Raw genomic sequence first — 25,406 nt, 5'->3', positions numbered from 1 at the left:
GTGGGTGCCAACCTCTCGGCGTTCTTCGCCGTCGTCTCGCTGGTCACGGCGTTGGCCGCGGCGCTCTGGGCGGTGCTGCGGCTGCGTGCCCGCCGGGGCATCGCCACCGCGACGCAGCGGGCCACGTACGAGGTGCTGCACACCGCCGGCCTGGCCGCCGAGCCGCTGCGGGCCGGCCTGAGCGCGGCGGACGCGGCGAAGGCCGTACGCCATCTGCGGGCCCTGGTGGGCGCGGCCGGGCTGGCGCTGACGGACCGGGACGCGCTGCTGGCCATCGACGGCGGCGGCGCCCACCACGGTGACCAGCTGGTGGCCGCGGCCCGGCGGGTGGCCGGCAGCGGGCGCTCCACCGTGCTGCACGAGTCGGAGTTGCACTGCGACCTGGTCGACTGTCCGGTACGCGGCGCGGTGGTGGCGCCGCTGAGCGCGGACGGCCGGGTGGTCGGCGCGCTGGTGGCGGTGGCCGACGGGCGGCCGGCGCCGGGTCTGGTGCAGGCGACGCTGGAGACCGCGCACTGGGCCGGTGACCAGCTCGCCCTGGCCGAGCTGGACTCGTCGCGGGAGCGGTTGGCCCGGGCCGAGGTACGCGCGCTGCGCGCGCAGATCAGCCCGCACTTCATCTACAACGCGCTCACCGCGATCGGCTCGTTCGTGCGCACCGACCCGGAGCGGGCCCGCGAGCTGATCCTGGAGTTCGCCGAGTTCACCCGCTACTCGTTCCGGGCGCACGGTGAGTTCACCACGTTGGCCGAGGAGCTGCGTTCGATCGACCGTTACCTGACCATCGAGCGGGCCCGGTTCGGTGAGCGACTCCAGGTGCGCCTGCAGATCGCCCCGGAGGTGCTGCCGGTGACGCTGCCGTTCCTCTGCCTCCAGCCGTTGGTCGAGAACGCGGTCCGGCACGGCTTGTCCCGCAAGCCGGGCACCGGCATGGTGAGCATCGAGGCCCGGGACGCGGGCGCCGAGTGTCACATCACGGTGGAGGACGACGGAGTGGGGATGGATCCGACCACGCTGACCGCGGGCATCGCGGAGGTCTCCGGCGTCGGCAGCGACCCGACCGACGACCCGGGGCAGCACGTCGGCCTCTCCAACGTCGACGAGCGGCTGCGGTCGGCGTTCGGGGACCGGTTCGGCCTGGTCGTCGAGACCGGCCTGGGTTCGGGTACGAAGGTCAGCATGCGGGTGCCGAAGTTCCATCCCGGCGTGCGGGTCTCCTCGTGAGCGAGCGGAGCGAGCGAGCCGGGTCGGCGGTGACGGCCTCGGGTTTCCTGCGGGTGCTGGCGGTGGACGACGAGCCGCCGGCCCTCGACGAGCTGGCCTACCACCTGCGCGCCGATCCCCGGGTGGCCCGGCTGCACACGGCCGGCGACGCGACCGAGGCGCTGCGGGTGCTCCGCGACGACGACGTGGACGTGGTCTTCCTCGACATCCGGATGCCCGGGTTGGACGGCATGGAGCTGGCCCGGGTGCTGCGCCGGTTCGCCCGGCCGCCGGCGATCGTCTTCGTCACCGCGTACGACGACGGCGCGGTGGAGGCGTTCGACCTGGGCGCCACGGACTACGTGCGCAAGCCGGTACGCGCCGAGCGGTTGGCCGAGTCGCTGCGCCGGGTGATGGGTTCACGGGTGGTGCCCTCGCATCCGGCGGCGCTGGCGCGGGCGGAGGAGGATCCGACCATCCCGATCGAGCTGGCCGGCACCACCCGGATGCTGCCCCGGTCGGCGGTGCGGTGGGTGGAGGCGCAGGGCGACTACGCCCGGCTGCACACCGCGGAGGGTTCGCATCTGGTCCGGGTCTCGCTGGCCACGCTCGCCGAGCGGTGGGCCGACGCCGGGTTCGTCCGGGTGCACCGCTCCTACCTGGTGCAGTTGCGGCTGATCGCCGAGCTGCGGCTGGTCAACTCCGGCTACGTGGTGGTGATCGACGGGAGCGAGCTGCCGGTGAGCCGCCGGCACACCCGGGAGTTGAAGGACAAGCTGGTCCGCGCGGCCAAGCAGGACTGGAGTCGCTGAAGCCTGACGTACAGTGTACGGGAGTCCGTACGACAGGGTGGAGGACCGCATGTCCGACGACCAGTTCGACGCCGCCGCCGAATTCGACAGTCAACTCGACCGCCTGGTGACGCTCGGCTACCCCGCGCTCGCCGAACTGCCCGAGGAGGCGTTCCGCGCCCGGCTGGGCCCGCTTCGCGACGCGGCGGTCACCGGGGCCGCCGGCCTGCCCGGCCCGACCGACGCCCGGGTGCCGTTCCTGCTGGTGACCACGCGGGAGCTGGTGCCGGTCCCGGAGCGGATCGCGCTCACCACGCTCGCCGGCAAGCGCAGACCCGGCGTGCTCGACCGCAACTTCCCCGCCGAGGACCTGCCCACCTTCCACCCGATCAAGGAGCTGGAGGCGCCGGCCGGGCCCGCGTACCTGCTCTTCGACGTGGACCGGGGCGAGGAGTATCGCAACGTGACGCCGTCGGCCGCGCTGGAGGACATGACCGCGCGGGATCGGCTACCCCTCACCATCGACGAGGGCCTGGCCTTCGTGACGCTGTACCCGGAGGCGCTTGCGAGCAACAGGTGCTTCTCGCTCGTCGGCTCACGCTGCGGCGACAAGCGGGTGCCGGCGCTGTGGATCAGCCAGGGCGCGCCGAAGCTGGGCTGGTGCTGGTTCGGCAACCCGCACACCTGGCTCGGCTCGGCCACCGCCCGCCCGGTCCGGGTCGGCCTCGACTGAATCGACGATCGGCGCACGTCACACCCACTACCTATGCTGGCGGAGCCGATCCCGGACGGGGCGCGGGCGCGGGGGCGGGGGCGGGGGCGGGGTGCGCGGAGCCTGCGCGGGGTCGCCCCACCACCCTCACGTGGGATGCAGATGAGCGGCCCGGACGGCACCCGCAAGCTGGCGTTGTTCGTCGTACCGGCCAGCGGCACGCTCACCGCGGACCTGGTGGTCCCGTCCTCCTGAACCGGACGAACGTCGCGAGGGCCGGCCCGGTGGGTCCGGCCCTCGCGACGTCTCCGGCTCAGGAGGACGCCAGGAGGAACCGGTCCCAGGTACGCCCGTCTCCCGTCAGCAACAGGTGATCCGCCTCCCCGTTCGGGCCGCCGGCGTCGAAGAGCCAGGCGTAACCCGGCGCGACGCTGACCGATGCGACAGGCATGCCGTCGTAGCTCGCCACCGTGAAGGTCCGTCCGCGGTCGCGGCTGACCAGCATTTCGTTCCTACGGGCCTGCTCCGGGCCGGTCTGCGTGACGATCAGCAGGGTGCCGTCCACGCCCACCGTCATATCCCACTGCAACCCCCTCGGCAGGCCGGTCACGGTGGTCGACCAGGTCTTGCCTCCGTCCGTGGTCCGTTGCAGCGACACCTCGCCGTCCGGGTCGGACACGACCTGGTAGCCCTCCCGGCCGTCGATCCCCACCAGCGCCAGGAGCCGCCGGCCCGGCGCCGGCTTCCAGATCGTCCAGGTCGCGCCCCGGTCGGTGCTACGGGCGGCGACCGTGCCACGGCCGGGGTCGTAGGTGGTCCAGATGCTGCCGTCCGACGCCGGGTAGAGGGTGGCGAGCGGAAGCGGCGACGGTGGTGTGCCGCTGAGCCGGTAGACGCGTCCCGTCGCCGGATCCACCGCCAACGGCTCGTCGACGGCCGCACAGATGAGCTGGCAGTGCACCGGCCGGGCGTCGGCCGGAAACGCGTGCACCGGAATGATCGCCCGGTCCGCGTCCTGCCAGGTGCGGCCGTAGTCGGTGGAGAGACGGAGCGACCCGTCGCGAACCAGATAGGTGCGGTCGCCGAGCACCGCGTACTCCAGGCTGGATCCGGGCTGACAGTCGTCGGCCTCGTACCGTGCGTCGTCCCAGTCGGACCAGGTCTCCCCCCGGTCGGTGGTCCGGGCGAATCGGAGCACACAGGGCTCGACACGCACGTCCACGCCGGACCTCGGGCCGGTCAGCGTGAAGTCGCCAGGATTGCCCGGCAGGGCCGGACCGGGCGACGGCGTGGGTCGACCCGTCGACCCGAACCGTTCGGGCTGAACCGCCATCGGCGCGACACCCAAGGCCACCAGCAGGACCAGGGCGGCCGCGCCCAGGACCGCCGACCGGCGGCGGCGGGAACGCGCCACGGCACGCAACTGGCGCAACGGCGGCTGCCGAACGGCATCGGCGACCGTGTCCACCTCGAAGCCGGGGAACTCACGATCGGGCATCGACCCTCCCTTTGCTGCCGGTGACGTCGGAGTCGGTGAGCAGCGCGGCGAGTGCCGTCCGCCCACGGGAGAGTCGGGACTTCACGGTGCCGGCGGAGACGCCGAGGGTCGCCGCGATCTCGTCCACCGGAAGATCCACCAGGTAGTGCAGCGCGAGTGCGATGCGCTGCCCCTCGGGCAACTCCCGCATGGCGGCCAGCAGGGCCAGGTGTTCCGGCGACCGGTCGGCGACGGCGGGTGGCGGGCCGATCCGCAGCAGCAACCGGTCCAGGACACGTCGCCGCCGGTGCCGGCTGCGGGCGACGTTCACCGCGACCCGCCGCAGCCACGCCTCGGGGCTGTCGAGCCGGGCGAACCGCCCGGGCGCGACCAACGCCTTGGTGAACGCCTCCTGGACCGCTTCCTGGGCCTCGCTGAGGTCGCCGGTCACCGCGTAGAGCTGAACCACCAGCCGGCGGAACGACGCGGCGTAGAGGTCAGCGATCAGATCCCCGTCGGACACCGTCACCCCCTTTCTCCACCTGTCCCACTCACAGGCGAAGAGGAAGGTTCCGGTTCGCGCCTCAGAAGATGTCGGCGACTGGCAGGACGAGCGGGAACGGGGCCGCCGCGCGGTAGGTGTCGGCGGCAGTGAGGACGGCGGACTCGCGGTAGCCTTCGCCGACGTGCGCCAGCACGGTCAGGGTCTGCTTGCGCGGCTCCACGAGCCAGTAACGCGGAATGCCTGCCACGCCGTATTCATGCCGCTTGAGCACCAGGTCCCGGCCGGCGTTGCCGGGGGAGACGACCTCGACCACGAGCAGCACGTCGGCCGGGGAGAGCGCCGCGCCGCCCTGCTCCAGGGCCTTCTCGTGGGCGACGAAGACGTCGGGCACGAAGTAGGACGAACGTTTCGCGCTGATCCCGACGTCCTGCCCGACGAAGAGGCCGGTCCTGGAGGTCGTCCACCGTCCAGGCGTCGCCGCCGTCGGGCCGTGCCGGGCTGGGCACTGTCACACCTCCTCTCTACCTGGTCACCCTGGCATCCGGCCCGGTCATCCACAACGACTCCACGCTCATCCACCGGGTTGTCCACAGGCGTGACCCGTTATCCACAGGTTGTGCACAGGGCCGTCCGCGCTGCGCTTGACAATCGCGGCGGGCAGGCGAGACTGCCGGGGATGACCGCAGCCGAGGAACAGCAGGCCGCGGGACGGCCCGTCGAGACGTCCCCGGTCCCCGGCCCGCGCGCCCCGACGCCACCCCGCACCCGGATCGTGCTGGCCGAGGTCTCCCGGACCGGCAACCGGGCCGACCGCACCCGGTCCGAGCTGGCCCAGCAGACCCGCGTCGGCGAGACGCTGGTGCAGGGCCTGATGCGCGCCCAGCTCTCGCTCGCCCTGCGGCTGAGCCTGCTGGTGCTGATCGGGTTGGGCGGGCTGCCGTGGCTCTTCGCCATCGCCCCCTCGGTCGGGCGGATCACCGTGCTCGGGATCAACCTGCCGTGGCTGCTGCTCGGGGTGGCCGCCTTCCCCTTCCTGATCGTCGTCGGCTGGGCCTACGTGCGGCTGGCGGAACGCCACGAACAGGACTTCGTCGACCTGGTCCAGCGGCCGGAGCGCTGATGAGCAACGGTTACGTGGTCCCGGCGATCGTCGCGGTCACCCTGGTCACCGTCGGCATCGGCTTCTACGGGCTGCGACTGGCCCGCACCACCTCCGACTTCCTGGTCGCGTCCCGGGCGGTCAGCCCGACCTGGAACGCGGCCGCGATCGGCGGGGAATACCTGTCGGCGGCGAGCTTCCTCGGCGTGGCCGGGCTGATCCTCAAGTACGGCGTGGACGTGCTCTGGTACCCGGTCGGCTTCGCCGCCGGGTACCTGGCACTGCTGCTGTTCGTGGCCGCGCCGCTGCGCCGCTCCGGCGCGTTCACCCTGCCGGACTTCTGCGAGGTGCGGCTCGGCTCGCGCCGGCTGCGCACACTCGCCACCGTCTTCGTGATCTTCATCGGCTGGCTCTACCTGGTGCCGCAGTTGCAGGGCGCCGGGCTGACGCTGGCCACGCTGACCGGCTCGCCGTACCCGATCGGCGCGCTGCTGGTGGCCGTGGTGGTGACCGCGAACGTGGCGCTTGGCGGCATGCGGGCGATCACGTTCGTGCAGGCCTTCCAATACTGGCTGAAGCTCACCGCGCTCGCCGTACCCGCGATCTTCCTGGCGTTGCAGTGGCAGGCCGACGCCCGCCCCGCGGTGACGCCGCCCGACGGGCCGGCGTTCCGGACCGCGACCACCGTGGTGGTCGAGCACCGCGCCACGCTCACCCTGACCGACGGCGACGTGCGGGAGGTACGCCCCGGCGACCGCCTCGACTTCGCCGCCGGCGACCCGGTGCCGGAGGTGTCCGGCGCGGCGATCGCCGCCACCGACTGGCTGCTGCCGGACACCGCGGGCGACGACGACCGCAGCCTGTTCGCGACGTACTCGCTGATCCTGGCCACGTTCCTGGGCACCATGGGCCTGCCGCACGTGCTGGTGCGCTTCTACACCAACCCCGACGGCGCCGCCGCCCGGCGCACCACGCTGGTGGTGCTGGCCCTGGTCGGGGTCTTCTACCTGCTACCCACGATCTACGGCGTGCTGGGCCGGATCTACACCCCGCAACTGCTGGTCACCGGCCAGACCGACGCCGTGGTGGTGCTGCTGCCCGGCGCGGCGCTCGGTGACGGTACGACCGGCCGGCTGCTCGCCGCGCTGGTCGCCGCCGGGGCGTTCGCGGCCTTCCTCTCCACCTCGTCCGGCCTGCTCACCAGCGTGGCCGGAGTGATCTCCACGGATGTGCTGGGCCGCGGCTCGGTACGCGGTTTCCGGCTCGCCACGGTGATCGCCGGCGCGGTGCCGGCGGTGCTCGCGTTGAACGTCTCCGGGCTGGACGTCTCGCAGGTGGTGGGGCTGGCGTTCGCGGTCGCCGCGTCGAGCTTCTGCCCGCTGCTGGTGCTCGGCATCTGGTGGCGCGGCCTGACCGACCTGGGCGCCGCCGCCGGGGTGCTGGTCGGCGGTGGCGCGGCGATCGGCGCGGTGCTGCTCACGGTGCTCGGGCCGCCGCTGACCGGCTGGCCGGCGACGCTCACCACCCAGCCGGCCGCGTGGACCGTGCCGCTGGCGTTCACCGTGATGGTGGTGGTCTCCATGGCGAGCCGGCGGCGCCTGCCCCGCGACGTCGGCACCACCATGCTCCGCCTGCACACCCCGGAGTCCCTCCGCCTGTAGTCGCGTACCCCTCAGGTAGGACGGGGGATCATCCCCTGGCCGGAGCGAACGCTGGCCGGGGCGGGCTACCGTCGGACCATGACCGATCAGCACCCGGCCCTGCACCTCCGTGGCCTGGCCAAGCGCTTCGACACCAAGGTCGCGGTGGCGGGCGTCGACCTGGCCGTGCCGACCGGCTCGTTCTACGGCCTGCTCGGCCCGAACGGGGCCGGCAAGACCACCACCCTCTCCATGGCCGTCGGCCTGCTGCGGCCCGACGCCGGTGAGGCCCGGGTGCTCGGGTACGACGTCTGGGCCGATCCGGTACGCGCGAAGAGCCTGCTCGGGGTGATGCCGGACGGCGTACGCCTGTTCGACCGGCTGAGCGGGGCGGAGCTGCTGGCGTACCACGGTCTGCTGCGCGGCATGGACCCGGCGGTGGTCGACCAGCGGGCGGCGGAGCTGCTCGACGTGCTGGCGCTCAGCGACGCCGGCCGCACCCTGGTGGTCGACTACTCGGCCGGCATGAAGAAGAAGATCGGCCTGGCCTGCGCGCTGCTGCACGGCCCGCGCCTGCTGGTGCTCGACGAGCCGTTCGAGGCGGTCGACCCGGTCTCGGCGGCGCTGATCCGGGACATCCTGCACCGGTACGTCACCGGCGGCGGCACGGTGGTCTTCTCCAGCCACGTGATGGAGGTGGTCGAGCGGCTCTGCTCGCACGTGGCGATCCTGGCCGACGGCACGATCAAGCGGGTGGGCACGCTGACCGAGGTACGCGGCGACCGGTCGCTGGAGGACGTGTTCGTCGAGGTCGTCGGCGGCCGGACCGCGACCGGTGAGGAGCTGTCGTGGCTGTCCCGGTGACGGCCGCCGAGCGGCCGGCACGGGCCGTCTCGCCCCGCCACTTCGTCCGGCTGAAGCTGCGGGTGCTCGGCAACAACTTCCGCGGTCAGGCGTGGCGGGTCGCGCTCTTCGTGGTCGGTGTGCTGTTCGGGCTCTGGTTCGCCGCGGGCGGCTTCCTCCTGCTGGCCGCGCCCGGCCTGACCGACGAGCCCCGGTACGCGCTGATGGCCGCCGCGTTCGGCGGCGGCGTGCTGACGCTCGGCTGGCTGCTGCTGCCGCTGGTCTTCTTCGGCGTGGACGAGACGCTTGACCCGGCCCGGTTCGCCCTGCTGCCGCTCTCCCGTCGCACCCTGGTCACCGGCCTGTTCGCCGCCGCCCTGATCAGTGTCCCGGCGGTGGCCACGGTGCTCACCGTGACCGGGCTGGTGGTCACCGCCGCCGCGCTGGGCGGGTGGCCGGCCGCGCTGGTCGGCGCGATCGGGGTGGTCGCCGGGGTGCTGGTCTGCGTGGCCGGAGCCCGCGCGGTGACCAGCGCGTTCGCCACCATGCTGCGGTCCCGCCGGGTACGCGACCTGGCCGCCGTGCTGCTCGCGGTGCTGGCCGCCCTGCTCGGGCCGTTGCAGCTGCTCGTGCTGGCCGCGGTGCGGCAGGCCGACTGGGACCGGCTGACCGGGGCGGCCCGGGTGGTCGGCTGGACGCCGTTCGGCGCCCCCTGGACGGCCGGGATCGACGTGGCGCAGGGCCGGCCCGGGGCGGCGGTGGTGAAGCTGCTGATCGCGGCCGCGACGCTCGGCGTACTCCTGCTCTGGTGGTCGCGGTCGCTGGAGTCGGCGATGGTCGGCGCGACGAGCGCCGGGCCGGCACGCGCCCCGCGCGGCGCGCTCGGCGGCGCGATCGCGCAACTCTTCCCCCGTGCGGTCGGCTGGGCCCGGCGGGACCGGTTCGGCGCGCTGGTGGCCCGGGAGTGCCGCTACTGGTGGCGGGACGCCCGGCGTCGGGCCAACCTGATCACGGTCGCGGTGGTCGGCGTGTTCGTGCCGGTGATGGTCAACCTCGGCGGCGTCTCGTTCAGCACCGGAGCCGGGACGTCGTTCGGCGAGTCCGCGGCCGACTCGTCGCCGGTGCTGGTCAGCATCTCCCTGGTCTTCGTCGGGGTGCTCGCCTCGGTGACACTGGCCAACCAGTTCGGCTTCGACGGCAGCGCGTACGCGGCAAACGTGGTCGCCGGCGTGCCCGGGCGGGTGGAGCTGCGCGCCCGGATGGCGGCGTTCTCGCTCTACGTGGTGCCGATCCTCCTGGTGGTCGCGGTCGTCCTGGCCACCGTGCTCGGTCGGCCCGAATGGCTCGGCGTGATGGCCGGCGGGCTGTTCGCCGCGTACGGCTGCGGGCTGGCGATCAACGGGTTCATCTCCGTGCTCGGCGCCTACTCGCTGCCGGAGACGAGCAACCCGTTCGCCATGAACACCGGCGCGGGGATCGCGAAGAGCCTGCTCACGCTGCTCTCCATGGTTTCCTCGGTGGTGGCGGCGGTGCCGTTCGTGGTGGCCGCCGGCCTGCTCGGCGACGTGTGGCTCTGGCTGGCGCTGCCGGTCGGCCTGGCCTACGGGGCGGGCGCGGCGCTGCTCGGCGCGTACCTGGCCGGGGACGCGCTTGATCGCCGGCAGCCGGAGCTGCTGGCCGCGGTCACCCCGAGGCGCTGATGCCTGTCGTCGAGGCGGTCGTCACCGTCGGAGTCCCGCCGGACCTGGCATTCGCGGTCTCCCAGACCGTCGCCCCGGTGCGCTACCGGTGGGACCCGTTCGTCCGCGAGCAGCACTTTCTGGACGGCGCGGCCCACCCGGGCCGGGGCGTGCGCACCTTCACCCGATCCCGGCACGGCCTGACCATGGTCAGCGAGTACGTCTCCTGGTCGCCGCCGACGAACGTGGGCATGAAGATGGTCCGCGGGCCGTGGTTCTTCGAGCGATTCGGTGGCGGGTGGCGCTTCGCGCCCGGCCCGGACCCGGGCACCACGCTGGCGACCTGGCGCTACAACTTCCGGTGCCGCCCGGCCTTCCTGCGCCCGGTGGCCGAACGCATCGGCGGGTGGCTGCTCGGCCGGGACATCCGCCGCCGGATCGCCGGTTACGCGGCCGGCTGCGCCGACCCCGAGGTGCTGGCCGCCGCCCGCCGCTCGCTTTCCGCGTAGCTCGGCCCGCTCGGCGCCCGGCCCGCTCGGCGCTAGCTGGCGCGGCGCATCGCGGCGTAGACGTGGTGACCCTCGCCCACGCTGAGCACGTTCACCAGCTCCCAGCCGTAGTTCGACAGATGCTCGACCGCCTCCATCAGCGGCGGGAAACCGCTGCTGCCCCACTTGTGCCGCGCGATGATCATCAGGTGCCGGTGCGGGTAGGCACGCAGGTCGACCTGGCCGCCGAGGATGGCGTCGGCAGTGATGACGCGCTCCTGGGCGAGCTTCTGTGGGGGTACGAGTGCCAGCCCCGCAGGGTAGGCGGGTCAGTCGAGCGGTGCCCGGTGAAGGTACGCGACCAGCGAGCGCCAGGCGTCGGGGGCGAAGACGAGAGCCGGGCCGGACGGGTCCTTGCTGTCCCGAACCAACACCACCCCGGGCAGGTTGCCCGCCACCTCGACACAGTTGCCCTCGGCGGCGGAGCGGCTTGACTTGCGCCAGCGGGGATTGGCACTGGTCACGGCGTCACCTTCAACTTGTTGATGAGTTCGATGGAGGTCCGCTCACTGAGCGCCTCCCCGAGCAGGTGCTCCCATTTGCGCTGCACCAGCGCTATCCACTCCGGATAGTCGGCGATCTGCCCCCGAGCGGCATTGTCGAGGCAGAGCAGGCGATCACCCTCGGGCAGTTCGGCGAGCACGAAGCCGCCGCCCATCGACACATGTGCGCCGATGTCCAGCGGTAGAACATGCAGGCGAACGTGCGGCGACTCGACCACGTCGAGCAGCCGGCCAAGCTGCCGATCCATGGCCGCCGGCCCACCGACAGGTCTGCGCAGCGCGCTCTCATCGATGACGAACACGCAGTCGGGCGGATCCTCCCGGTGCAGCAGCCGCTGCCGCTCCAGGCGCAGACTCACCAGTTCCTCCACCCGGCTACTCCGGTACATGCCACCGGCGGAAGCGACCGCGCGGGCATACTCCTCGGTCTGCAACATGCCGGGGACCATGCAGGGCTCGAAGAAACACAGCCGGATCGCCCGTTCCTCGTGGCCGTGCCAGGGCTCGAACCAACCAGGCCCACTGTTCGCCTCACCCGCCGTCAGCAGGCTTGCCAGGAGGCCGCCGGTGCCGAGGGCCTGGTCGGCGGCGGCCGCGAACTCCATCGTGGGCCGGCGGCGGCCGGTCTCGATGGCGGCGACCGTTGACGGACTCCACCGGATCGTCGCCGCCAGCGCCTCCTGCGAGACCTCGGCCCCGGCACGGGCGGCCTTCAACGCCCGGATCCACACCTCGATGTCCATCCTCACCCCGCCGGTAAGTACGCGACCGCGCTCCGTAGTAACCCCTGGCATCCTCCCCCGCCGGCACGGCCGAGTCCAGGGTGGAGGCACGCGGCCCGGCTGGTGGAGGCGACGACCCGGCGGCCGGTCCTGCGACGGGTCGCCCCGGCCGTCCCCCCGCCGGGGCGACCCTTTCCCAGGGAGGCGCACGTGCGAGGAGAACGCGGAGATCTTGGAAGGAAGGTGCCCCCGGAAGGGCCCGGATCTTCCAAGATCTGGACAGGGCGGGCGCACCTGCCGATGCGGCCGGCGTGGCGGTGCCGGACGTGCGGGGCGCCCTGGCCGTGCCAGCCGGCCCGGCTCGGGCTGCTGCGCGAGTTCCGGGGCGACCGGACGGCGCTGCTGTTCCACCTCGGCGGGCTGCTGGCCGAGGCGAACACGCAGCTCAGCGACGCCACGAACCTGCACGGGCGCTTCCTCGGCTGGGTCCGGGGCCGGGGCGGCACAATGTTTCACGTGAATCATGAGCAGCCGGGTGCCGAGATCCACCACACCGATCCGTTCGCGGTGCCGACCGGGCAGCGCTCACCGGTACGCCGCCTGCGCGGCCGGCTGGCCGCCTCGGTGACGCTCTGGACCGCGCCCGGCCCGGCCGGACTCACCGTCTCCTCCACGCTCGTGGCCGAGGGGGAGCCGGACCGGCTGCTCGGCCTGGTGGACCCGGAGTCGGAGCTGTGGGCGGCGGTCGAGGACGCCGGGCGATTCGCGGTCGCCCCGCTGGGCCCGCGCCACCGGCAGCTCGCCGACCGTTTCGCCGGCCTGTTCCCGTCGCCCGGCGGCCTGTTCGCCATCGACGCCTGGACGGAGACGCCCTACGGGCCGGTGCCGTCCGACGCGGGCGGGTGGGCCGGCTGCCGGCTCGACGCCGCCCGGGAGTACGGCTGGGGGCTGCTGGTGGAGGCCACCATCGAGACGGTCGACCTGGCCGGGGACACCGCCCCCCTGCTGCACTACCGTGGCCGCTACCGCCAACTGACCGACTAGGGCCGGCGCCCGGCCGCCGGGCCGCCAGCTCGGCGTGGTGGCGGCATCCCGTGCCGGTTGCTACCGCCACTAGGGCGAAGTGGAGTCGATCAAGCCGGGGACCGGTTAGCGGAGTGACGTGAGTCACTCGGCGCAGTGGGGGCGCCGTTGGGCGCAGAGGGCGGCCGGTGCCCGGCTGAGCCTTTCGCGGTGGGAAGCGCGCTCTCTAGCGTGCGCGGGAAATCCCCCACGCCTGCGAAGGTGGTGATCCACAGATGTCCACGGACACACCCGCGTCCGCACCCTCCGAGTCGACGGCGGAACGGTATCTAGCCGTCCAGCGGTCGGACGAGTTCGCCGGGTTGCGGCGCGCGCTGCGCGGCTTCGTCTTCCCGATGACCGTCGCGTTCTTCCTGTGGTACGCGCTCTACGTCATCCTCTCCGCGTACGCGCGGGGTTTCATGGGCACGAAGCTGATCGGCAACATCAACGTCGCCCTGGTCTTCGGCCTGCTCCAGTTCCTCTCCACGTTCCTCATCGCCTGGCTCTACTCGCGGTTCGCCAACCGGCGGATCGACCCGGTCGCTGACCGGATCCGCGCCGAGATGGGGGAGGTGAACCATGAACACGATTCTCGCGGCTGAGGCGGGCAGCACCACCGCCCGGAACCTCACCATCACGCTGTTCCTGGTCTTCGTGGCGATCACCCTGGCGATCACCGTGTGGGCCAGCCGGCAGACCAAGACCGCCACCGACTTCTACGCCGGTGGGCGTTCCTTCTCCGGCTTCCAGAACGGCATGGCGATCGGCGGCGACTACATGTCCGCGGCGTCCTTCCTGGGCATCGCCGGCATCATCGCCCTCTACGGCTACGACGGCTTCCTCTACTCGATCGGCTTCCTGGTCGCCTGGCTGGTGGCGCTGCTGCTCGTCGCCGAACTGCTGCGCAACTCCGGCCGGTACACGATGGCGGACGTGCTGGCGTTCCGGATGCGGCAGCGGCCGGTCCGGACCGCGGCGGCGGTCTCCACCATCACCGTGTCGATCTTCTACCTGCTGGCCCAGATGGTCGGTGCCGGCGCGCTGGTGTCCCTGCTGCTCGGCATCAAGCCGGGCACCACGTTCCTCGGCATGGGCGCCGACACCGCCAAGGTGGCCACCATCATCATGGTCGGCGCCCTGATGATCATCTACGTCACCGTCGGTGGCATGAAGGGCACCACGTACGTCCAGATCGTCAAGGCGTTCCTGCTGATGGGCGGCGCGCTGGTGATGACGCTGCTGGTGCTCGCGAAGTACAAGTTCAACCTGTCCTCGCTGCTCGGCGACGCGGCCGAGGCCTCGGGCAAGGGGGCGGCCTTCCTCGAACCCGGGCTGCGCTACGGCGTGGAGACACCCGGCGACGCGTTGAAGACGTTCTACAGCAAGATGGACCTGCTCTCGCTGGGCATCGCGCTGGTGCTCGGCACCGCCGGCCTGCCGCACATCCTGATCCGCTTCTACACCGTGCCGACCGCGCGGGCGGCCCGCAAGAGCGTGCTCTGGGCGATCGGCATCATCGGGGCGTTCTACCTGCTCACCCTGGCCCTCGGCTTCGGCGCGGCGGCGATCGTCGGCGGGAAGGCGATCACCGCGCAGGACAAGGCCGGCAACACGGCGGCGCCGCAGCTGGCCGAGGCGCTCGGGGTGGACTTCCTCGGCGGGAGCCTGGGCGGCGCGACACTGCTGGCGATCATCGCGGCGGTCGCGTTCGCCACGATCCTCGCCGTGGTGGCCGGGTTGACGCTGGCGTCGTCGTCGAGCCTGGCGCACGACTTCTACGCCAACGTCGTCAAGAACGGGCAGACGTCGGAGCGGCAGGAGGTGAACGTCGCCCGGATCTCCGCGCTGGTGATCGGCGCGGTCGCGATCGTACTGTCGATCTTCGCGCAGAACCTCAACGTGGCGTTCCTGGTCGCGTTGGCCTTCGCGGTCGCCGCCTCCGGCAACCTGCCGGCGATCCTCTACAGCCTGTTCTGGAAGCGGTTCAACACCTCGGGCGCGGTCTGGGCGATCTACGGCGGCCTGCTCGCCGCCGTGCTGCTGGTGTTCTTCTCCCCGGTCGTCTCCGGCGCGCCGACGGCGATGTTCCCCGACCACGACTGGCACTGGTTCCCGCTGTCGAACCCGGGCATCATCTCGATCCCGTTCGGCTTCCTGTGCGGCTGGCTCGGCACGATCCTGTCCAAGGAAAGTGACGAGGAGAAGTACGCGGAACTGGAGGTACGCTCGCTCACCGGGGCGGGCGCGCACTGACGGATAGGTGTCAAGCGGGGCCCCCGCCTCTACCGGAGGCGTTGAGCGGGGGCCCCGCCTTACCTGTATAGGGTGGCGGGCATGAAGGTCGCTCCCCGGTTTGGCGCCGGACACCGCATCCTCGTCACCGGCGGCGCCGGATTCGTCCCGTCCCACCTGGTCGACCGGCTCGTCGAGCGCGGCTGCACCGTGGTGGTGCTGGACAACTTCGTCACCGGCTCCAAGGACAACGTGGCGCACCTGCTGGAGAAGCCGACCTTCACGCTGATCGAGGCGGACATCTCCGACGGCCTGCCCACCGACCACCCGGCGATGGTCGAACGGTTCGACGCGATCCTGCACATGGCGTCCCCGGCCAGCCCGACCGACTTCGAGAAGCTCCCGGTGGAGATCCTCCGGGTCGGCTCGGTGGCCACGCTGGCCCTGCTGGAGCGGGCCACCGCCGACGGCGCGCGGTTCCTGATGGCCTCCACCTCCGAGGCGTACGGGGACCCGAAGGAGCACCCGCAGCGCGAGACGTACTGGGGCAACGTCAACCCGATCGGCATCCGGAGCGTCTACGACGAGGCGAAGCGCTTCTCCGAGGCGGCCACCATGGCCTATCACCGCAGCCGGGGCACGGACACCGCGATCGTACGGATCTTCAACACCTACGGCCCGCGGATGCGCCCGGACGACGGCCGGGCCATCCCGACCTTCATCTCGCAGGCGCTGCGCGGCGAGCCGATCACCGTGCACGGCACCGGCAACCAGACCCGGTCCATCTGCTACGTCGACGATCTGGTGCGGGGCATCCTGCTGCTGCTCGACTCGACGCAGACGGGCCCGATCAACTGCGGCACCGAGCACGAGATGTCGATGCGGCAACTGGCGGAGACGATCGTGTCACTCACCGGAAGCAACTCTCAGGTGAGCTACGTCACTCGCGCCTCGGACGACCCGGAGAAGCGCCGCCCCGACCTGACGCTCGCCCGCGAGCTGCTGGGATACGAGCCGGCCGTGACGCCCGAAGACGGCCTCGGGCGCACGATCGCGTACTTCCGCGAGCGGCTAGGGTACTGAGCCCGCCTGTCAGCCGGCTGGCAGCCGTGCGCGCCTGAGGGCGGCGGTGGACCGACCGACCTACCCTCGGTTACATGTCAGCGACCTCGTCTGCCGGCGCCCCTCTCCCTCGCCCCCTGCACCGGGGCGCGGGCCGCGCCCAGGTTCCCGGCTCCGGCCGGGGTGCCGCCGCGCGCGCCCGTGCCACCGAAACCCGCTGGTACCCGCCGTACGACGAGGCGCCCCGCTCGGGTGGCCCGGGCGGACCGGGCGGGCCGGGCGGCCCCGGTGGGCCCGGTGGCGGCTCCGGCGGGCCGGGTCGCCGTCCCCGTCCGCGCTGGGGGCGCATCGGCCTGGTGACCGGCGTCGTCGTACTCGTGCTGGCGTTGCTCGGCGGCGTCGGCGCCTGGTTCTACGCCCGCAACCTCAACGACGACCTGGCCCGCACCGACCCGTTCTCGGAGATCACCGGGGGTCGGCCGGCCAAGCAGGTCGACGGCGCGTTCAACATCCTGCTCGTGGGCAGCGACTCGCGGGACCCGGACGCACCTGTCGACGGCGCCGGCAAGTGGCGGGCGGACACGCTGATCGTCATGCACATCCCGGCCGACCACAAGAGCGCCTACCTGGTCTCCGTCCCGCGTGACCTGTACGTGCCGATCCCGGAGAGCGCGGGCGCGTCCTGCGACTCCGGCTCGCGCAACAAGATCAACGCGGCGTTCGCGTTCGGTGGGCTGCCGCTCGCGGTGAAGACCGTGGAGTGCTTCACCGACGTCCGGATCGACCACGTCATGGCCATCGACTTCGCCGGGTTCAAGGACGTCACCGACGCGCTGGGTGGGGTCGACCTCAAGGTGGAACGAACCGTCACCTCGATCCACAAGCCGTACCGGACGTTCACCAAGGGCGTGAACCACATGACCGGCGCCGAGGCGCTGGACTGGGTCCGGCAGCGCAAGCAGTTCCCGGACGGCGACTTCGCCCGGATGCGCCACCAGCAGGAGTTCCTGAAGGCGTTGATGGACAAGGCGGCGAGCACCGGGACGCTGACCAACCCGAAGAAGCTGAACGACTTCCTCAAGTCGGTGACCGCCGCCGTCACGGTGGACCAGGGATTCTCGTTGACCGACATGGCGGTGCAGTTCCGCAGCCTGCGCGGCGAGAACCTGACGTTCGTCACCAGCCCGAACCTCGGCGGCCAGACCGTCGACGGCCAGTCGGTGGTGGTCTCCGACCGGGAGAAGGCGCTGGCGATGTACCAGGCGATCGTCGGGGACAAGATGGCCGACTGGGTCAAGGCCAACCAGAAGAGTTCGAGCGACAGCGCCGGCGGCTGACGCTCCGGACGGCGACCGCCGACCGGAGCGCTCACCCTCGCCCGTTCGGACATATCTCGGGAACATCGGCCGGTATTGACGGGATTACCCGCCTGAGGAGGTCGCGAGAACGGAAACAGGTACGTAAAGTGATCCCGCCCCCGATCACCGAGCTGGAGCACGAATGTCGGTCCAGACCAGTCGTCGCCCGCACTCACCGGCACCCGGTTCACCCGGGCGGGTTCCTCCGGTCATCCCCACACAGCCCGGTTCCGGTGGCGGTGGTCCCGGCGGTGGCGGGAAGAAGAAGCGCACCAAGCGCAAGGATCCGCTCTGGGCGAAGCTCACGCTGGTGCTCGGCGCCGTGCTGATGGTGACCAGCGGTGTGGCGATCGTCGGCAGCAAGGCCGTGATCGGCCAGGCGACGAGCAACATCGCCCAACGGAATCTGCTCGGCGACGCGGGTAAGACGGACGCCGAGGGCGGCGCGAGTCTGGAAGGCCCGATCGACATGCTGCTGCTCGGCGTGGACGCCCGGGCCCGCTGGTCCGCCGACGACGTCCGCTCGGACTCGATCATCATCCTGCACATCCCGGCCAGCCACGACCAGGCGTACCTGATCTCGATCCCCCGGGACACCGAGGCGCACATCCCGGCGTCCGAGAAAGCCGGCTGGAAGGGCGGCACCGACAAGATCAACGCTGCCTTCCAGGTCGGTGCCCGCAACGGCGGCGGCTGGGAGGGCGGCGCCCAGATGATGGCCAAGACCATCAAGGGGATGACCGGGATCAGCTTCGACGGCGCCGCGATCATCAACTTCGGCGGCTTCAAGAACGTCATCGACGCGATCGGCACGGTGCGGATCTGCGTCACCGAAGAGGTCTCCTCGCTGCACATGTCGATGGTCGACGGCAAGCCGATGTGGAACGCGGACGCCAAGAAGACCGGCAAGACGATGAAGCCCGTGACCTACAAGAAGGGCTGCCAGGAGATGGAGGGCTGGCAGGCGCTGGACTACTCCCGGCAGCGCAAGACCCTCCGCAACGGCGACTACGACCGGCAGCAGAACCAGCAGCAGCTGATCAAGGCGATGGCGAAGAAGGCGTCCCAGAACGGGACGCTCAGCAACCCGCTCAAGCTGAACGCGCTGATCAAGGCCGCCGGGAAGGCCTTCGTCCTGGACACCGGCGGCACGTCGGTCGAGAACTTCATCTTCACCATGAAGGGCGTGACCGGCAACGACCTCGTCACGCTCCGCACCAACGGCGGCACCTTCAACGGCAACGGGAACAACCGAGAGGTTCTCAACCAGCTCAGCATGGAGATGTTCCAGGCGGTCAAGGACGACAAGCTCGCCGAGTTCGTCGTCAACAACCCGAGCGTCCTCTCCACCCGTAAATGACGGAAAGCCGGCCTCGGCCGGCCGATCCCCCCGTAGCCTGACGTGAGCGGGTCTCATGTCGACGCCACGGGGGGATCGTCACGTCCAGACCAGCACGGAACCGACGCGGGCGGGGTCGACCGGCCCGCTGGCCCCGGTACCTGCTCGGCGCCGGCCTCGCCCTGGTCCTGCTCGCCGCGCTCGGCGTCGCCGGGCTGCACTGGGTCACCCACCGGTACGACCGCACGGTGACCAAGGAACAACTGCTCGACCCGACCGCCCGGAAGAAACGGACGAAGCTGGATCAGCCGCTCAACTACCTGCTGATCGGCTCCGACCACCGGCCCGGCACGAACCCCGAGGACCAGCGATCCGACACCATCCTGATCGTGCACGTGCCGGCCGGGATGCGGCAGGCGTACCTGATCTCCGTGCCGCGTGACCTGCTGGTGACCATCCCGGCGGCGCCCGGCTTCCCCGGCGGCCAGGACAAGGTCAACGCCGCGTACGAGCACGGCGGCGGCGGCCCCGGCGGCGCCCGGCTGCTCAGCGCCACCCTCACCCGGCTCACCGGCGTCCGCTTCGACGGCGCCGCGCTCGTCGACTTCTCCGGCTTCACCCAGGTGATCGACCAGCTCGGTGGCATCCGCATGTGCGTGGACACCCCGGTCCGCTCGATCCACACCAAGACCCAGTTCGACCCGGGCTGCCAGCAGATGGACGGGGCCCGGACGCTCGACTACGTCCGGCAGCGCTACGGCCTGCCGAACGGCGACTACGACCGGCAGCGGCACCAGCAGCAGATGCTGCGGGCCGTGCTGGACCGGGCCGGCGAGACGCACCTGCGCGGCGACCCGGTGAAGCTGGACCGGGTGCTGCGTACGGTCGGCGGGGCGCTGACCGTCGACACCAACGGCGTACCCCTGGACGAACTTGTCTTCGCGCTCCGCGCGCTGCCGGCGGACGCCCTGCGCGGGGTGCGGGTGCCCTCCTACCCGCAGACCATCGACCAGGTTTCGTACGTGGTGCTGGACAGCGGCGGCGGCGACCTCTTCACCGCCGTGCAGGACGCCCGGCTGCCGCAGTGGGCCGACGCCAACCCCCGCTGGGTCAACCGGCTCTGAGCCGCGCGGGCGGCTACGCTTTCACCGTGTTCGGAGCCCAACTTCCCAGCGTGCCCGCGTCGGCCGTGCCCGACGACGTCTACCTGCTCGACGTCCGGGAGGACGACGAGTGGGCCGCCGGCCACGCGCCGGCCGCCCACCACCTGCCGATGACCGAGCTGCCGGCCCGGCTCGCCGAGGTGCCCGACGACCGCGAGGTGGCGGTGATCTGCCGCTCCGGCGGCCGCTCCGGGCAGGTGGTCGGCTATCTGCTGCGCAACGGGTGGGACCAGGTCCGCAACGTCGAGGGCGGGATGGGCGACTGGGCCGCCGCCGGCCGTCCCGTGGTCACCGACGACGGGCAGCCGGGTCGGGTCGTCTGAGGCACGCCCCGGCCATGACCGACCCACTGGTCTTCGCCCACCGTGGCTCCTCGTACGACCTGCCGGAGCACACCCTCGCCGCCTACCTACGCGCCCTGGACGAGGGCGCGGACGGGCTGGAGTGCGATGTCCGGCTGACCCGCGACGGGCACCTGGTCTGCGTGCACGACCGCCGGCTGGACCGGACCAGCAACGGCCACGGCCTGGTCAGCGCGCGTACGCTGGCCGAGCTGGAGGCGCTCGACTTCGGCTCCTGGCACCCGGCCGCGGCGGTGGCCGCCGGGGCGGCGCGGCTCGACGAGTCGCACACCCGGCTGCTGACGCTGGAGCGGCTGCTCGACGCGGTGCTGGCCGCCGGGCGTCCGGTCCGGCTGCTCATCGAGACGAAGCACCCGTCGCGCTACCGGGGCGACGTCGAGCGCCGGCTGGTCGACCTGCTGCGCCGGTACGGCCTCGCCGAGCCCGGCCCGGACGACCCGGTCCAGGTGACCGTGATGTCCTTCTCGCCGCTGGCCGTACGCCGGGTCCACGAACTCGCGCCGGCGCTGCCCACCGTGCTGCTGCTGGAGATGCTGCCGCGCTGGCTGCGGCTGGGCCGGCTGCCCTTCGGCTGCCGGATCGTCGGCCCCGGGGTGGATCTGGTCCGGGCCCGGCCGCGGCTCGTGCCCGCGCTGCGGGCCGCCGGCCACGCGGTCTACGTCTGGACGGTGAACGAGCCCGAGGACGTGGAACTCGTGCTGGCCGCAGGGGTGGACGGGGTGATCACGGATCGGCCCGCCCGCATGTTGACCCGGTTGGGGCGGTGAGTCCCGGCGATCCGCCCGGTGGTCGGTCGACCGGCCGGGGGTGTCACCGGGGCCGATGGCGCGGCACACTCGGGACATGCCGGAGCGAACCGACTACCCCGCCCTCATCGCCGGCCACTCGAGCGTGATCAATATGATCAACTCCGGCGAGTCCGGTCTCTCCGTGCTCACCCGCCTGCTCCGTGAGGTCGAGCCGGCGGTCGGCGCGGCGGGCCTGGTCTTCGTCGAGTTCACCCCCGCCGGCGGTCGGGTGATCGCGGCGACCGGCAGCGCCGAGTTCGTGATCGGCCGGCCGCTGCCGGCCACCGACCCGGCCACCGTCTGCCTGCTGGCCGGCCCCCCGGTGCGGGAGGTCCGGGTCGACGCGATCCCGGGCGCGCTCGCCGACGAGGTCGCCGGCCGCGGGCTGCGCCGGATGATCGTGGCGCGCGCCGAGATCGCCGGGCTCACCGTCGGCAGCCTGCACGCCCTCTACCCGACGGGCGAGGCGCTGGACGCCTCGCAGCGCGCCGTCGTCGAATACGTGGCCGCCTGCATCGCGCACATGTACGGCGACCAGACCGGCCTGCCCGTACACGGCGACGGCCCGGTCGTGGCGGCGCTCGCCGACGGCCTCGCGGTGGTGGACCGCGACCACCGGGTCCGGCTCTGGAACCCGGCCGCCGCCCAGGTGACCGGCCGCACGGTGGACGAGGCGCTGAGCCGGCCGCTGCCGTTCCCGCTGCCCCCGCCCGGGCAGGTGCTGGATCACCGGCTGCCGGACGGCCGGTGGCTGCGGATCACCTCCGGCGAGCTGCCCGGCCCGAACGCGCTGCGGGTGGTGACCTTCCGCGACATCACCGACCAGCAGCGCCGCGATCACGACCGGGACCTCTTCGTCGCGGTGACCAGCCACGAGCTGCGCACCCCGGTCACCGTGATCAAGGGGTACGCGGACACGCTCACCGACCACTGGGAGTCGCTCAGCGACGGCGACCGGCGGCAGGCCGCCCGGATCATCGGGCAGCGCGCCAACGAGCTGGCCCGGCTGGTCGACCGGCTGCTCACCGCCGCCACCGAGAGCCGTCCCGGCGGGGAACCGGCCGCACCGTTCGACCTGGTCGACGCGCTGCGGGCGGCGGTGGTCGACCTGCCGGCCGACCTCCGGCACCGGATCGTGCTCGCCCTGCCGAGCGACCTGCCGAAGGCGCTCGGCGACCGGCACAGCCTGGCCACCGTGCTCACCGAGCTGGGCACCAACGCCGGGAAGTACTCGCTGCCGGACACGCCGATCGAGGTCGACGCCGACGCGAACGAGCGCACGGTCTCGTTCCGGGTCGCCGACCGGGGCATCGGCATCCGGCCGGAACACGTGGAGCGGGCCTTCGACCGGTTCTGGCAGGGCGAGTCCGGCGACCGCCGGCGCTATCCCGGCGCGGGGCTCGGTCTCTATCTCGTCCGGCAGATCGTTGAACAGCAGAACGGGTGGGTATCCCTCCGCCCGAGGACCGGTGGGGGTACGGTCGCGGAGGTGCGGCTGCCCCGGGGGTGAACCGGGGTGTCCACCGGGGTGGAAGGGACGACGTGTCGACGCGACCGGCCGAACGTTCGTGGTGCGTGGTGGTGCCCCACCACGCGACCGGCGCGCGCGTGGCGCGGCACCGGCTCGCCGACGAGCTGACCGGCGTCGTACCCCCGGCCCTGCTGGCCGACCTGGTGGCGGTCCTCGCCGAGCTGGTCGGCAACGCGGTCCGGCACGCCGAGGCGCTGCCGGGTGGTGTGGTCCGGGTGGCCTGGCGCCTGCGCGCCACCGAGCGGGGGCCGAGCGTCCAGCTCCGGGTCACCGACGGCGGCTCCGGCCCCGGCCCGCGGCTCCGGGTCGCCTCGCAGGACGCGGCCGACGGGCGCGGGCTGCACATCGTCACCGGGCTCTCCAGCCGTTGGGGCGTCGAGCGGGACGGCCTGGGCCAGAGCGTCTGGGCGGAATTCGACCCGGCCCGCTCGCACCGGCCGGATCTGGTCGCCGCCGGCTGACCGGACGGGCAGGCGGGTCCTGCCCCCCACGGTCCCGCCGGGCCTCTAGGCTGTCTCGCCGTGAGCAAGCGTCGAAAGAACCAGCGGGCCGAAGCCACCCCGAAGCGGGAGAAGGTGCGCGACGTCTTCGTGCCCCGACCGTTCGAGGGCCTGGTCGACGAGCCGGAGTGGATCGCCCTGCGGGAGCTGGTGCCGGCCGCGTCCGCGCCGCTGCGGCTGACCCCGGAGCTGGTCGAGGAGTACGGCGACCGCCCGGTCGTCCTGGCCACCGTCCTGCCGATGGCCGCCCCGGCGATGGCGAAGCCGGACGGACGGGTCCTCGTCGGCCTGCAACGGCATCAGCAGTCCGGCGACGTCTCCCGGGACCTGGCCGACGCGCTGCTCTGCGCGCTGCGTACCGAGCCGGGTGGGCAGGTGAGCGTGCCGCCGCTGCCCGGGCCCGGCCCTCGCCTCCAGGACATCCTGGTCGACGGTCCGCTGGAGATCAGCATGCACGACGGGTTCGACTTCTGGCTCGACCCGGGCGCGGCCGACGACCCGAACGTGCAGGCGTCCCTGGAACGGGCCAACGCGGCGATCTACCCGACGGTGAAGCTGGACGCGGCGCGGGCGGCGTACTGGTGCCAGGTGCCGGAGAAGGCCCACGTGCGCTGGGTGCTGCCGGACGACGAGGACGCCGCGCTGGACGCCCTGTCCCGGCTGGGCGCGACCGGGGCGCTGACCCTCGGCGACGACACGAAGTTCGCCGGCATGTTCCGGGCGCACGGCCGCCTGACGCCGGTCTGGGACCTGCCGGAGGACGCTCCGGCCGCCGAGTGGGAGGGCCCGGTCGCGGAGTTCGCCAAGCGCTACGCCGAGGCGTTGGGGGAGCGGGAGCCGCTGGACGCGGCGGGCCGGCGCGCCCGTCAGGGCCTGCTCGGCCGCCAGCTCACCCTGCGCTGAACGGGTGCAAGGAGGGGCCCCTGTTGACGCCTGAGCGCTAGCGGGGCCCCTTCTCTACCGGAGGCGTTAAGAGGGGGCCCCGCCTTTCTCCCGGACCAGGGGGCAGGACATGCAGCGGGGGCCGCCCCGGCCGGAGCCCAGCTCCGAGCTGGCGATGGCGATCACCTCGATGCCGGCCCGTTCCAGCTGCGCGTTGGTTTCCACGTTGCGTTCGTAGCCCACGCAGAGACGCGGCGCGAGGGCGAGCGTGTTGTTGCCGTCGTCCCACTGCTCCCGTTCGGCGGTGACCGGGTCCAGGCCGGTGTCGATCACCCGGAGCTGGTCGAGGTCCATCGCGTCGGCGGCGGCCCGCAGGAACGGGGCCGGGCCGTCGACCCGCGGCTCGCCGTCCGCGCCGGCGACGACGGTGTACGCGGACAGCTCGCTGGCGATGTTCGGATACATCAGCACCGCGTCCGCGTCGACCATGGTGCAGACCGTGTCCAGGTGCATGGTGGCGCGTTCCTGGGCGATCGGCACCACCAGGATGGTGTGCGCCAGCCCGGCGGCGAAGACCTGTCGGGCCAGCCGCTCGGCGCCGGCCGGGGTGGTGCGTTCCCCGACGCCGACGGCGAGCACGCCCGGCGCGAGCAGCAGCACGTCGCCGCCCTCCAGGTGCTCCAACCCCGGGTGGTAGACGAACTCGGTGCCGACGAAGCGCGGGTGGTAGCGGTAGATCGCGTCGGTCAGGGTGGTCTCCCGCCGCCGCGCCGGCATGGCCAGGCTGGTCACGCCGACCCGGTCGCCGATCCACACCGACGAGTCGCGGGTGAAGAGCAGGTTGGGCAGCGGGTCGATGACGAAGTCGTGCCGGTCCATCAGGGTCCACACCAGGCCGCCCGGCCGCTCGCCGCCGATCCGCAGCTCCTCGTGTGCGAGACCGGCGATGAACACGTCGGCCAGGGCGGCCGGATCGAGGTACGCCAGGTGGTCGGCGACCCGGGCGCGGAGGGTGTCGCCGAGGCGGCGGGACCGCAGCACCTGCTGGGTCAACTCGGCGCGGGCGTCCGGCACGGCGAGCGTCTCGGCCAACAGGTCGGCCAGGTAGAGCACCTCCACGCCGCGCGAGCGCAGGGCCGCCGCGAACGCGTCGTGCTCCTCCTGCGCCCGTCCCACCCATGGGATAGCGTCGAAGAGCAGGGAGTCGTTGTTGCGTGGGGTGAGGCGGGCGAGTTCCGGCCCCGGGCGGTGCAGCAGCACCGTGCCGAGTCGGGCCACTTCGCTGTCCACGTAGTGCGTCACCCCCGCAGCGTAGGGCAGGCTTCCGCACCATCCGGAAAAGAAGTGTGAATGAATATGGCATTCATCCGCAGTCATTCCGGCGGTCCAACTTGCCGAGACC

At 72.4% G+C, this 25,406-nt stretch carries 26 protein-coding genes and 1 pseudogene; 20 read left to right on the top strand and 7 right to left on the bottom strand.

Annotation, left to right across the window (positions count from 1 at the left end; translation table 11 throughout):
* Genes ACGFI2_RS19025 through ACGFI2_RS19015 form a run of 3 tightly spaced genes read left to right on the top strand, consistent with a single transcriptional unit; the run spans position 1 to position 2,727 of the window.
* Complete coding sequence (locus tag ACGFI2_RS19025; RefSeq protein WP_393518501.1) at positions 1-1,224, top strand: sensor histidine kinase; 1,224 nt, start codon at positions 1-3, stop codon at positions 1,222-1,224.
* Positions 1,225-1,253: 29 nt separating this feature from the next.
* Entirely contained in the window at positions 1,254-2,015 is a 762-nt protein-coding gene (locus ACGFI2_RS19020; RefSeq protein ID WP_393518782.1) for a LytR/AlgR family response regulator transcription factor, read from the top strand.
* A gap of 49 nt (positions 2,016-2,064) precedes the next feature.
* Entirely contained in the window at positions 2,065-2,727 is a 663-nt protein-coding gene (locus tag ACGFI2_RS19015; RefSeq protein ID WP_393518498.1) for a DUF5701 family protein, read from the top strand.
* 292 nt (positions 2,728-3,019) lie between these two features.
* Here the strand turns inward: ACGFI2_RS19015 and ACGFI2_RS19010 are convergent, their stop codons facing one another.
* From ACGFI2_RS19010 to ACGFI2_RS19000, 3 genes and pseudogenes are all read right to left on the bottom strand, one after another.
* Entirely contained in the window at positions 3,020-4,204 is a 1,185-nt protein-coding gene (locus tag ACGFI2_RS19010; protein WP_393518495.1) for a hypothetical protein, read from the bottom strand.
* A complete protein-coding gene (locus tag ACGFI2_RS19005) occupies positions 4,191-4,706 on the bottom strand; it encodes an RNA polymerase sigma factor (RefSeq protein WP_393518492.1) in 516 nt (171 codons plus the stop codon). The genes ACGFI2_RS19010 and ACGFI2_RS19005 overlap by 14 nt, the downstream gene beginning before the upstream one ends.
* Before the next feature lie 61 nt (positions 4,707-4,767).
* Positions 4,768-5,130: pseudogene (locus tag ACGFI2_RS19000) on the bottom strand (Uma2 family endonuclease); the annotation flags it as partial.
* Between the two features lie 234 nt (positions 5,131-5,364).
* Between ACGFI2_RS19000 and ACGFI2_RS18995 the strand changes: the two are divergent.
* From ACGFI2_RS18995 to ACGFI2_RS18975, 5 genes are all read left to right on the top strand, one after another.
* Complete coding sequence (locus ACGFI2_RS18995; protein ID WP_393518489.1) at positions 5,365-5,808, top strand: hypothetical protein; 444 nt, start codon at positions 5,365-5,367, stop codon at positions 5,806-5,808.
* Positions 5,808-7,448: a cation acetate symporter gene (locus tag ACGFI2_RS18990; RefSeq protein ID WP_393518486.1), complete on the top strand. Its 1,641-nt coding sequence runs from the start codon at positions 5,808-5,810 to the stop codon at positions 7,446-7,448. The genes ACGFI2_RS18995 and ACGFI2_RS18990 overlap by 1 nt, the downstream gene beginning before the upstream one ends.
* 78 nt (positions 7,449-7,526) lie before the next feature.
* Complete coding sequence (locus ACGFI2_RS18985; protein WP_393518483.1) at positions 7,527-8,291, top strand: ABC transporter ATP-binding protein; 765 nt, start codon at positions 7,527-7,529, stop codon at positions 8,289-8,291.
* The gene (locus tag ACGFI2_RS18980) at positions 8,276-9,970 is read left to right on the top strand and encodes an ABC transporter permease (protein ID WP_393518480.1); all 1,695 of its coding nucleotides are present in this window, start codon (positions 8,276-8,278) and stop codon (positions 9,968-9,970) included. The genes ACGFI2_RS18985 and ACGFI2_RS18980 overlap by 16 nt, the downstream gene beginning before the upstream one ends.
* Positions 9,970-10,458, top strand: coding sequence for an SRPBCC family protein (locus ACGFI2_RS18975; RefSeq protein ID WP_393518477.1), 489 nt, complete (start codon positions 9,970-9,972; stop codon positions 10,456-10,458). The genes ACGFI2_RS18980 and ACGFI2_RS18975 overlap by 1 nt, the downstream gene beginning before the upstream one ends.
* A gap of 32 nt (positions 10,459-10,490) precedes the next feature.
* On the opposite strand, the gene ACGFI2_RS18970 is transcribed toward ACGFI2_RS18975, so the two are convergent.
* From ACGFI2_RS18970 to ACGFI2_RS18960, 3 genes are all read right to left on the bottom strand, one after another.
* Complete coding sequence (locus ACGFI2_RS18970; RefSeq protein ID WP_393518474.1) at positions 10,491-10,643, bottom strand: hypothetical protein; 153 nt, start codon at positions 10,641-10,643, stop codon at positions 10,491-10,493.
* Positions 10,644-10,766: 123 nt separating this feature from the next.
* Positions 10,767-10,961 (bottom strand): DUF397 domain-containing protein, encoded by a 195-nt coding sequence (locus ACGFI2_RS18965; protein WP_393518471.1) that lies wholly within the window; start codon positions 10,959-10,961, stop codon positions 10,767-10,769.
* Positions 10,958-11,743, bottom strand: coding sequence for a Scr1 family TA system antitoxin-like transcriptional regulator (locus tag ACGFI2_RS18960; RefSeq protein WP_393518468.1), 786 nt, complete (start codon positions 11,741-11,743; stop codon positions 10,958-10,960). The genes ACGFI2_RS18965 and ACGFI2_RS18960 overlap by 4 nt, the downstream gene beginning before the upstream one ends.
* Positions 11,744-12,022: 279 nt before the next feature.
* Here ACGFI2_RS18960 and ACGFI2_RS18955 point away from each other — a divergent pair, with 279 nt between their 5' ends.
* The 12 genes from ACGFI2_RS18955 to ACGFI2_RS18900 all read left to right on the top strand — a co-directional run bounded on the left by ACGFI2_RS18955 (position 12,023) and on the right by ACGFI2_RS18900 (position 24,025).
* Positions 12,023-12,766 (top strand): flavin reductase family protein, encoded by a 744-nt coding sequence (locus ACGFI2_RS18955; protein WP_393518464.1) that lies wholly within the window; start codon positions 12,023-12,025, stop codon positions 12,764-12,766.
* A 254-nt stretch (positions 12,767-13,020) separates the two neighbouring features.
* The gene (locus ACGFI2_RS18950) at positions 13,021-13,389 is read left to right on the top strand and encodes a DUF485 domain-containing protein (RefSeq protein WP_393518461.1); all 369 of its coding nucleotides are present in this window, start codon (positions 13,021-13,023) and stop codon (positions 13,387-13,389) included.
* Positions 13,367-15,040 carry a cation acetate symporter gene (locus tag ACGFI2_RS18945; RefSeq protein ID WP_393518458.1) on the top strand — a complete coding sequence of 558 codons (1,674 nt, stop codon included), beginning with the start codon at positions 13,367-13,369 and terminating at the stop codon, positions 15,038-15,040. The genes ACGFI2_RS18950 and ACGFI2_RS18945 overlap by 23 nt, the downstream gene beginning before the upstream one ends.
* Before the next feature lie 81 nt (positions 15,041-15,121).
* Positions 15,122-16,102 carry an NAD-dependent epimerase/dehydratase family protein gene (locus ACGFI2_RS18940; protein ID WP_393518455.1) on the top strand — a complete coding sequence of 327 codons (981 nt, stop codon included), beginning with the start codon at positions 15,122-15,124 and terminating at the stop codon, positions 16,100-16,102.
* Between the two features lie 74 nt (positions 16,103-16,176).
* On the top strand, positions 16,177-17,418 hold the full coding sequence (locus tag ACGFI2_RS18935) for an LCP family protein (protein ID WP_393518453.1): 1,242 nt from the start codon (positions 16,177-16,179) through the stop codon (positions 17,416-17,418).
* A gap of 163 nt (positions 17,419-17,581) precedes the next feature.
* On the top strand, positions 17,582-18,799 hold the full coding sequence (locus tag ACGFI2_RS18930; protein ID WP_393518450.1) for an LCP family protein: 1,218 nt from the start codon (positions 17,582-17,584) through the stop codon (positions 18,797-18,799).
* A 167-nt stretch (positions 18,800-18,966) separates the two neighbouring features.
* The gene (locus tag ACGFI2_RS18925; protein ID WP_393518779.1) at positions 18,967-19,902 is read left to right on the top strand and encodes an LCP family protein; all 936 of its coding nucleotides are present in this window, start codon (positions 18,967-18,969) and stop codon (positions 19,900-19,902) included.
* Between the two features lie 26 nt (positions 19,903-19,928).
* Positions 19,929-20,264 carry a rhodanese-like domain-containing protein gene (locus ACGFI2_RS18920; RefSeq protein ID WP_181570919.1) on the top strand — a complete coding sequence of 112 codons (336 nt, stop codon included), beginning with the start codon at positions 19,929-19,931 and terminating at the stop codon, positions 20,262-20,264.
* 14 nt (positions 20,265-20,278) lie between these two features.
* The gene (locus ACGFI2_RS18915) at positions 20,279-21,070 is read left to right on the top strand and encodes a glycerophosphodiester phosphodiesterase (RefSeq protein WP_393518447.1); all 792 of its coding nucleotides are present in this window, start codon (positions 20,279-20,281) and stop codon (positions 21,068-21,070) included.
* Between the two features lie 76 nt (positions 21,071-21,146).
* Positions 21,147-22,601: an ATP-binding protein gene (locus ACGFI2_RS18910; protein WP_393518444.1), complete on the top strand. Its 1,455-nt coding sequence runs from the start codon at positions 21,147-21,149 to the stop codon at positions 22,599-22,601.
* 65 nt (positions 22,602-22,666) lie between these two features.
* A complete protein-coding gene (locus ACGFI2_RS18905; RefSeq protein ID WP_393518776.1) occupies positions 22,667-23,083 on the top strand; it encodes an ATP-binding protein in 417 nt (138 codons plus the stop codon).
* 60 nt (positions 23,084-23,143) lie between these two features.
* A complete protein-coding gene (locus ACGFI2_RS18900; protein WP_393518441.1) occupies positions 23,144-24,025 on the top strand; it encodes a DUF5926 family protein in 882 nt (293 codons plus the stop codon).
* A gap of 66 nt (positions 24,026-24,091) precedes the next feature.
* Here ACGFI2_RS18900 and ACGFI2_RS18895 read toward each other — a convergent pair whose 3' ends face one another.
* On the bottom strand, positions 24,092-25,306 hold the full coding sequence (locus ACGFI2_RS18895; protein WP_393518438.1) for an arginine deiminase: 1,215 nt from the start codon (positions 25,304-25,306) through the stop codon (positions 24,092-24,094).
* Positions 25,307-25,406 lie beyond the last annotated feature (100 nt).

The sequence above is a fragment of the Micromonospora sp. NPDC049282 genome, from assembly GCF_043197045.1.
In the GTDB taxonomy this organism is placed as follows: Bacteria; Actinomycetota; Actinomycetes; order Mycobacteriales; family Micromonosporaceae; genus Micromonospora.
This window is presented reverse-complemented; position numbering and strand designations above follow the sequence as displayed.